Annotated in this window: 8 protein-coding genes and 1 pseudogene; all 9 read right to left on the reverse strand. The window is 45.3% G+C overall.

Translation table 11 applies throughout. From position 1 onward, the window contains the following. Positions 1-43: 43 nt before the first annotated feature. The 9 genes and pseudogenes from CK1_RS10825 to CK1_RS10865 all read right to left on the reverse strand — a co-directional run bounded on the left by CK1_RS10825 (position 44) and on the right by CK1_RS10865 (position 9,201). Positions 44-598, reverse strand: a complete 555-nt coding sequence (locus CK1_RS10825) for an HdeD family acid-resistance protein (RefSeq protein WP_015526279.1) — start codon at positions 596-598, stop codon at positions 44-46. Positions 599-798: 200 nt separating this feature from the next. Next, positions 799-1,359, reverse strand: a complete 561-nt coding sequence (locus tag CK1_RS10830) for a TetR/AcrR family transcriptional regulator C-terminal domain-containing protein (RefSeq protein ID WP_015526280.1) — start codon at positions 1,357-1,359, stop codon at positions 799-801. Positions 1,360-1,514: 155 nt separating this feature from the next. Next, positions 1,515-2,843: a hemolysin family protein gene (locus CK1_RS10835; protein WP_173761006.1), complete on the reverse strand. Its 1,329-nt coding sequence runs from the start codon at positions 2,841-2,843 to the stop codon at positions 1,515-1,517. Between the two features lie 259 nt (positions 2,844-3,102). Next, positions 3,103-4,758 carry a sensor histidine kinase gene (locus tag CK1_RS10840; RefSeq protein WP_015526282.1) on the reverse strand — a complete coding sequence of 552 codons (1,656 nt, stop codon included), beginning with the start codon at positions 4,756-4,758 and terminating at the stop codon, positions 3,103-3,105. Between the two features lie 212 nt (positions 4,759-4,970). After that, entirely contained in the window at positions 4,971-5,654 is a 684-nt protein-coding gene (gene phoU / locus CK1_RS10845; RefSeq protein WP_015526283.1) for a phosphate signaling complex protein PhoU, read from the reverse strand. A gap of 4 nt (positions 5,655-5,658) precedes the next feature. Then, positions 5,659-6,417, reverse strand: coding sequence for a phosphate ABC transporter ATP-binding protein PstB (gene pstB / locus CK1_RS10850; protein WP_015526284.1), 759 nt, complete (start codon positions 6,415-6,417; stop codon positions 5,659-5,661). Positions 6,418-6,426: 9 nt separating this feature from the next. Beyond that, a pseudogene (gene pstA / locus CK1_RS10855) lies at positions 6,427-7,292 on the reverse strand (phosphate ABC transporter permease PstA). A gap of 37 nt (positions 7,293-7,329) precedes the next feature. Beyond that, complete coding sequence (pstC, locus tag CK1_RS10860; protein ID WP_021652474.1) at positions 7,330-8,187, reverse strand: phosphate ABC transporter permease subunit PstC; 858 nt, start codon at positions 8,185-8,187, stop codon at positions 7,330-7,332. A gap of 123 nt (positions 8,188-8,310) precedes the next feature. Further along, positions 8,311-9,201, reverse strand: a complete 891-nt coding sequence (locus tag CK1_RS10865; protein WP_015526288.1) for a substrate-binding domain-containing protein — start codon at positions 9,199-9,201, stop codon at positions 8,311-8,313. Positions 9,202-9,348: the final 147 nt, after the last annotated feature.

Here is a 9,348-nt window from a genome sequence, read left to right on the forward strand (position 1 = left end):
CTATGTTATTATCTAAAGTGATTGGTTATTTTTATGTTTATGTTTAAAGCCGACTCTTGATGATCTTGATCGTCAGGATCCCGACCCATAGATTGAGGATCCCTTCCAGTAAAATGGAAAATCCTACCAACACCATCATCATAGCTGCTGCTTCAAATGGTCTGATAAAAACCAGAACTCCGATCACTCCGGTGACCAGTGCGATCAGCAGGATCTGCCACCACAACGCCAGACCGAATCTCTTCGCATCTACAGACATCTGGATCTTAAACAGGGCATCTGCCAGGATCAGGATTCCGAACACGGAAAAAATAAGATCCACTGCGAAATTTTTTCTGGCTATCAGGATCACTCCCACTGCCATCAGCAGGATCCCGAAAGCCAGATCAAACTGAAATGCCAGACAGAAAGCATCTCTCGTGAAATATCCGCTGATCTTAATAGCTCCGTACAGAATCAGCATGATTCCCATGAGCACGCACAGCATTTTTACAGAGCTTTTGGGCCTTGCCATCAGAAAAATACCCAGCACACAGAACAGTAATGACATGACGATGTAGATGTTTTTTACAAGCTTCAGCTGTTTCAGGTCATCCATACGTTCCCTCCTTGATAATTTTTTCTCATTTATTGTACTGAATTATACATCCCTGTGTCGTTTAAAAAAACAGACAAAAAAGAGCCAGTGCCTAAATTTCAGACACCAGCTCAAAATTAACCGTTTCTATACCTTAATAATATTCGAGGACATTCCTGTTTTACACTAAATGGATATTTTTAATCTTCATTTAGTTGAAATCATAGCTTTTCTTTCAGATTTTTGTACTGACTCTCAAGGCTCTTCTCGTAAATATACTCCAGCTTATGCATATCTGACAGGATATCATAATCCATATCATGCCGCAGCCAGTCCAGGATCACTCCCACAAATACGCATTTATAATACCGGCTTATAAGATGCCTATCTTCCTGATCCATTTCGAAGTCTCCGACCGCCCTGTTGATCAGCTCCTCCACCACACGCTCTGCGGCATGATCCAGATAATCGGCAAATACATCCCTCTGGATCGAGCGGTACAGATGTATCATGGCTTTTTTGTTCTTCTGAACTGCATTGACAAGGATTTCCATACAGTCGCTGACTGATTCCGGTACTTTCTGATCCTTCAGAATGTCATTCAGCTCTTCCTTTACCATTGCTTCCACTGCATCCGGAATATCCCTGAAATGGTAGTAAAATGTATTCCTGTTTACTCCACAGCGTTCCACGATGTCCTTTACCGTGATCTTGGACAATGGTTTTTCGTTCATAAGTTCCGTCAGTGTATGCAGTATGATCTGTCTTGTAAAACCTGGCATTTTTTCTCCCCCATCACAAGCTTTCCTCGGGTTATTTCCTTATTATGTCATAAAAATAACATACTTTCAAGCAACAACATGTTCGAAAATGTCCATAAATCCCCGGAGATCTTTCTCCCGATAACTGTCCCATGACCTGGCTGAACAAGGTTTTGTCAGATCTCTTCTTTCTGTTCCTGCACTTTTTTCTCTGGCTGAACATGAACGATTCCCTCCACAACGGTATGGTTTCTGACCTGATTTACCACAATATCCAGGTTTTTCCAGCTGCATCGGAACTGTTCTCCGTCCTCCGGTACACGTTCCAGAACTCCGCAGACAAAGCCGCTGAAAGTATCATATTTTTCTACAGGAAGCTCCACATTTATGACCTCTGCCACATCATCCAGGATCGCTCCTCCCTGTATTTTCCAGATATGTTCTCCTGTCTTCTCAATATCATCCGGCTTCGGCAGATCTGTCCTGTCGTCAATATCTCCCACCAGCGTCTCCACAAGATCATGCAGAGTGACAATTCCCACAAAGCAGCCGTATTCATCCAGCACTACTGCAAAATAATCCCGTTTTTCCCTCATTTCCCGGAAGATCAGGTTGGCACGCATGGATTCCGGTACAAAAAACGGTGAATAACAGGCATGCTGCAGAACAGCTTCTCTGGATCTGTCATCCAGGCGGAAATAATCTCTGGTGTCCAGAATATGGATAATATCATCCTGATCTTCCCCGCATACCGGATAAAAGGTGTGACGGTTCTCTCTGATGATCCGTTCCCATTCCTCATCGGAGTCTTCCATATAGAGGACAACCACATCTCTTCTGTGTGTACAGATCTCATCTGCCGCAGTATCATCCAGGTCAAAAACATTCTGGATCATCTCGCTTTCTTCCTGCTGGATGCTGCCCTGTTCATTTCCCTCTGTAAGCAGCATACGGATCTCTTCCTCTGTGGCCTGCTCCTCTTTTTCTTCCGGTTTGATTCCCATCAGATACAGCACACCATTGGCAGTTACTGTCAGAAGTGCAGTAGCCGGCCAGACTGCGATCATCGCGATCTTAAGAAGTCCTGCCAGACGCAGAGACAGCTCATCCGGATTTTTCATTCCCAGACGTCTTGGCACCAGTTCTCCGAACAGAAGACTTACATAGGAAAGCAGTATGGTCACAATGATCATGCATACGATCTTCAGAACATTCTGTGGTACATCTATCCCTGACCTTATCAGTGCCTCTGTCATCGGCTGTGCAAAATATTCTGCCGCAAAAGCGCTCTGCAGAAATCCTGCCGTAGTTACCGTTACACGGATCGCTGTCATAAAATGTGCCGGCTGTTCTGTAAACTTTATCAAAATCTGCGCCCGGTGATCTCCCTCTTCCGCCAGCGCCCTCATCTTTGCTTCATTCATGGACAGAATCGCCATTTCCGCACCTGCGAAAACAGAATTCAGAAGGATCAGGAACACCAGTAAAACAATTGCCTGTATCATATTTTTATTCCCCTCAGTATCGTCCGGAATTATTCCGAACCAATTATAATACAGAAAGCGGACCGTTATCATCCGCTTTCCTGTTGCTTATTCTGATTATTATTACATAAGATAGCATAACCCTTCCGGTCTGTCAAACCATCAACCTCCAACCAGCAATATACTATGATATAAAAAGCAGCAGATACATACAACAGAACGGCCTTTCATCTTCCACTCTGCTGCATGCCTATGAACATCATCGCTGCACGACCTATGTTCACTCTGCTGCTTCCTTTTCCATATGATGTTTCGGAAATTCCATAAGGATCTCGGTTCCCTGTCCCGGTTCACTGTTAAGCCACAGCCTGCCGTTCAGAGTTTTTACCCCGTGCTTCACAATAGAAAGGCCAAGACCGGTTCCGCCGATTTCCTTGGAATGGCTTTTGTCCACCCGATAAAAGCGTTCAAAAATGCGTTCCTGATCTTCCTTCGGAATACCGATCCCTGTATCCCGCACATTCACGCGAACTGCATCCTCGCCATCCTTCAGTCTCACAAAGACCTCTCCACCCCGGCGGTTATATTTGACAGCATTATCGCAGACATTATAGAGAACCTCTTCCATGATCGTCGGCACTGTATCCAGCACTGTACTTCCGCCTTCCATATACATATGCACTTCCTGCTTTTCGGCAGCTTCATGTAAGGTAGAAAAAATATCATGAGTCAGACTGTAAAGATCCAGTTTTTCCCACTGATACGGCAATCCGCCCTCATCCAGACGGGAGATCCGGATCACATCCCCAACCAGACGGATCAGTCTCTGCGCTTCCTTATAGATGCGTCCTGCAAAAACCTTCACATCCTCATCCTTCACAAATCCGTCCTGCATGATCTCAGCAAATCCGGAAATGGAAGTCAGCGGCGTTTTCAGTTCATGGGAAACATTGGCGGAAAATTCTCTTCGCAGCTGTTCCCTTTCTACTTTTTCGGTCACATCCACCAGAAGGATCACAGCACCCTCTGTCTTATTTTCTCTTGTGACAGGATTGGCGATCACCTGAATCTCACTGCCATCCAGACGAAGGATCTTGTTCTCATGCTTTCCTTCAAGGACCTGCCCAACGACACCTCGAAACTCCTCCGAGCGGTTCAGAAGATATACACTTTCTCCTGTTTTGATCTCCTTTACCTTAAGAAGCTTTCCCACACTGGAGTTGACAGAAAGTACCATGGTATAACGGTCGATCACAAGAAGTCCCTCCTGCATGTTCTCCGTGATAATAGAAAATTCTTTCTGCTGTCTTCTGGCTGCCTCAAGCTGCAGACGGATCTGCCGGCTCTGTCTGCCAATCTTGCTGAGAAGCGGCTGTACCTCATCATAGGCATCATTCTCCTCCGGATGCTCCAGATCAAGCCCATTAAGAGGTTCCACAACCTTCCCGGAAAGCCTGGATGCAAATACGCCGGATAGGAGCAGCATAAGTATCAGAACTGCAGCAAAAGGCGGAAGCAGCTGCAGGAGCAGCATCCATACAGAAGCCTGGTTACTGGAAACTCTCAGCACATTGCCATTTTCAAGGCGTACTGCATAATACATTGTTTTTTCGGAAAGCGTGGATGACATTCTTTCATCCGCACCTTCTCCGTTGATCTCTGCTTCACGGATCTCCTTGCGATGTCCGTGATTATCCATGCTTTCCACATTTGCCTCATTGTCGTAGATAACTTTTCCACTTTCATCCACATAAGTGATCCTGGAATCCTCATCATTCAGCTTCTTCAGATAATCTGTCCCGGTACTTTCCACACCTCTGGAAATATACACGGCTTCTTTCTTCAGCTCACCCATCAGCTGTCCCTGAAAATAGTGATAAAGGATCCCCACGACAAATGCCAGTCCCAGTACTGTGATCAGTGATGAAACCAGCATGATATACTTAAATATTTTTTACTCAAAGCTCAGCCCTTTCCTTTCTCCGAAATCTATATAGCATTTTACAAAAGCAATGTAAAAATAATTATCCGGAAAAAGTTAAATCCTTGTAAATTTCATCACATTATAAAAAGTGCTGTGATATCCTTTCAATACCACAGCACTTTTTTACAATAATGCAACTCTTTGCAATCTGCTCTTACTTATTTCTATTCCTCAACAAAATAGTTATCTGTATGGCTGGAACCGCTTCTGTGGTTTCCTGTGATGGAATATTCCACCCACTCTGCAATGTTCACAGCGTGATCACCGATACGCTCGAAATATTTTGCAGCCATAAGGATATCCAGACCGATGCTTGCATCCGGCTTTCCGTTATTCAGAACCTCGGCCAGCTTTTCCTTAATATCATTGAAGGCATCGTCCACCTTATCATCATCGTCAATAACCTTTCTGCAAAGCTCAAGATCACCCTTTACAAAGGCATCGATACTTTCTGTAACCATCCGGACAGTATCCTCTGCCATCTTCCGGATATTAATGATATCTCCGGTAACTGCTTTGTCCTCGATATGCTTGGACAGATCCGCAATATCTGCTGCCTGGTCACCGATGCGTTCCATATCGGAGATCATCTTCAGCGCTGCGGAAATAGATCGCAGATCTCCAGCTACCGGATGCTCATGAAGAAGAAGCTTCATGCAGAGATTTTCGATCTCTCTTTCCTGTGCATCGATCTCTTTTTCCGTCTCAAAGATCTTGCCAATGAGAGTCATCCCGCCTTCACCCTGAATAGCTTTGGCAGAAAGTGAAATTGCTTTTTCGCAGAGACTTCCCATGGTGATCAGTTCCACGTGAAGCTCTTCCAGCTGTCTTACAAAACGTTCTGACATAATATCAACCAAACCTTCCTGTAATATAATCCTCTGTACGCTTATCTGCCGGCATGGAGAACAGCTTGTCTGTATCCGCAAATTCCACAACCTCACCAAGAAGGAAAAATGCTGTCTTGTCGGAGATACGGGTTGCCTGCTGCATGTTATGTGTGACCATGACAATGGTGTAATCCTTTTTAAGCTCTACTGCCAGATCCTCGATCTTGGAAGTGGAGATAGGGTCCAGGGCAGATGTGGGCTCATCCATAAGAAGCACCTCCGGCTGTACTGCCAGGGCACGGGCAATGCAGAGACGCTGCTGCTGTCCGCCTGACATTCCAAGAGCACTTTTTTTCAGGCGGTCCTTGACCTCATCCCAGATTGCCGCATCACGGAGAGATTTTTCCACGATCTCATCCAGCTTTGCCTTGGAACGGATACCGTGTGTTCTCGGACCGTATGCAATATTATCATAAATGCTCATTGGGAACGGATTGGGCTTCTGGAATACCATTCCCACACGTTTACGCAGAAGATTCACATCCATATCTCCGTAAATATCTTCCCCGTCAAGCTCTACCTTTCCTGTGATGGTACAGCCTTCCACAAGGTCATTCATACGGTTTAAGGATTTCAGAAGTGTGGATTTACCGCAGCCGCTTGGTCCGATAAATGCTGTGATCTCCTTTTCCGGGATCTCCATATTGATTCCCTTCAGGGCATGAAAGCTTCCGTAATGGAGATTCATATTGTCAATTGAAATTTTTGTATTTTCACTCATGATCGATCATTATCCTTTCGCAATTTTTCTGGCTACCAGACCGGACAGTCCGTTGATAACAAGTACAAATGCCAGAATGACTACTGCTGTTGCAGATGCCTGGTTTACATGAAGTCCCTCACTGGAAAGCACATACATGTGAAGTGCCAGGGTACGTCCGGAACCCATCAGGCTGTTTGGAACTGCCGCAACAGTACCGGAGGTATAAAGAAGTGCTGCAGTCTCACCTACCACACGTCCGATGGCCAGGATCACACCTGCCAGGATTCCAGGAACTGCGGAGGGAAGTACAATCGTAAAAATAGTACGGAGCTTGCCTGCTCCAAGTCCGAAGCTTGCCTCACGGTAAGAATCCGGAACAGATTTCAGTGCTTCCTCAGCGGTACGCATGATCAGGGGAAGTACCATGATCACCATGGTCAGGGCACCGGAAAGAAGAGACATGCCCCAGTGCAATGCAGTTACAAAGAACAGCATACCGAACAGACCATATACGATGGATGGAATACCGGAAAGTGTCTCTGCGGTAATACGGATCAGCTTTACAAAACGGCTGCCTTTTTTGCATATTCCACAAGGAAGATCGCTGCAAAGATTCCTACCGGAGCGGCAATCGCCAGAGATACCAGTGTCATGATCAGGGTATTGATCAGTGACGGGAGAAGGGAAACGTTCTCTGAGGTATAGGTAAGGCTGAACAGACTTGCATTCAGATAGGGAATACCTTTTACAAGCACATAGCCGATCAGGAAGAACAGCAGTGCAAAAGTGATCACTGCTCCCAGCAGTGTGAGAAATGCCAGGACTCCTGCACCGGGATGTCTTGCATAAGACTTCAGCTGGTCTCCTATGGTAAGTGTATTTCTTTTTTTCATGGTTGTTTCTGCCGCAGGATCTGCAGTTACTGATACGTTAGTTTGCATACTCCGCCCTCCTGTTCAGCAGTGAAAGACTTAAGTTGATGATCAGGATAAATACAAAGAGTACAACTCCTGTTGCGATCAGTGCTTCTCTGTGAAGTCCTGATGCATATCCCATCTCTGTTACGATGTTTGCAGTCATGGTACGGACACCCTGAAGAAGTCCCTTCGGCATACGTGGCTGGTTTCCGGCTACCATGATCACGGCCATGGTCTCACCGATGGCACGTCCGATCCCAAGGACAACGCCTGCCAGGATTCCTGACTTTGCTGCCGGAAGCATAACAAAGAAAATGCTTCTTTCTTTTGTTGCGCCAAGTGCAAGTGAGCCTTCATAATAGCTTTCCGGAACGCTTCGTACTGCCGATTCCGTAACTCCGATGATCGTCGGAAGGATCATGATTCCCAGAAGGATACATGCTGCCAGCATACTGCTTCCGGTTCCTCCGAACAGTTGGCGGATCAGCGGTACCAGGAGAACCAGACCAAAATAGCCATATACGATGGATGGAACGCCTGCCATAAGCTCAATACCAGATTTCAGTGGTTTATAGATTTTTTTCGGGCAATATCTTGCCATAAATACGGATGTAAAAAGTGCGATCGGAACTCCGATAAGGATTGCTCCTGCAGTTACATAAATACTTGCCACGATCATTGGCAGGATTCCGAATTTATCGTTTGTTGGTCTCCATTCTGTTCCGAAGAGGAATTTTAAGGGACCGATCTTTCCCATTGCAGGAAGGCCGTTTGCAAAAAGGAACACACAAATAAGAAATACTGCAAGAACCGATGCACAGGCCGCAATGAGGAAAACGACCTTCATGGCCTTTTCTCCTAAATGATTCATAAGACACCTTTCTCTCTGTTCCAGTGGATATCCACTGTGCTGATATATAACGGAGCGGCTTTCCTGACCTTGTCATGATCGCCGCTCTTTGTAAGATACTTCAATCGTTTTTTACCTGGGAATTTATTTGGTCACGTCTTCCCAGTCTGTGATGTCACCTGTGAAGATGGATTTTACCTGGTCACTTGAAAGCTCCTCAAGGTCATTGTCGTTATTTACGATGACTGCGATACCATCTTTTGCGATCTCTGTAGCTTTAACACCTTTCTCTGTTTCCTCGTCCTTCAGCTCACGGGATGCCATTCCGATATCACATACACCCTCTGTTGCGCTGTTGATTCCTGTTGTGGAGTCGCTGACCTGAACTTCTACTGTGATGTTTTTGTTTGTTTTCTGATATGCCTCTGCAAGCTTCTCCATTACAGGTCCTACGGAAGAAGATCCCATAACTACGACTTTGCCTTTTGCATCTCCGGCTTTGTATGCCTCTGCTTTTTCATCTACTTTGATGTAGCCTTCTTTTTCGATGATGTCCTGTCCGTCAGAGCTCATGATGTAGTTGATGAAATCCTGTGCTGCATCACTGAGCTTGTCGCCTGTTACGATGTTGAACGGACGTGCTACCTTGTATGTATCATCTGCAACGTTCTCTGCTGTTGCCTCTGCTCCGTCTATCTTTACTGCTTTTACTGTATCGTTGAGGGAACCAAGGGATACGTATCCGATAGAGTTCTCATCGCCTGCTACTGTGGTAAGCATTACATCTGTGTTGTTTGTGATGCTTGCTTCCTGTGTTGTCATATCTACTTTCTCGCCGTCTTTTTCTTCTTCGATCCCAAACAGCTCTACGAATGCTCCACGTGTTCCGGATCCGTCCTCACGGGAAATTACGTCGATCGCTCCGGATGGTGCTGCCATTACAACGGTTCCCATTACTGTAGTTCCGATAAGTGCTGCTGTTAAGATACCTGCGATTCTTTTTTCATGATTTTTTCTCCTCATTTCTATGATCATTTTTACTTGCTTACTGCTTAAATACAGGTGTTATTATAGGAATGGAAGGTAAAATATAAAATCGCGGTTTTGTAAAATGTTAGTAAAAAAATGTGATATAAAAAAGCTGCTTGCGCAGCCTTTTTATATGATATATTCGTCCGCCTT

It is taken from the genome of Ruminococcus sp. SR1/5, from assembly GCF_000209835.1.
GTDB classification, from domain to species: Bacteria; Bacillota; Clostridia; order Lachnospirales; family Lachnospiraceae; genus Blautia_A; species Blautia_A fusiformis.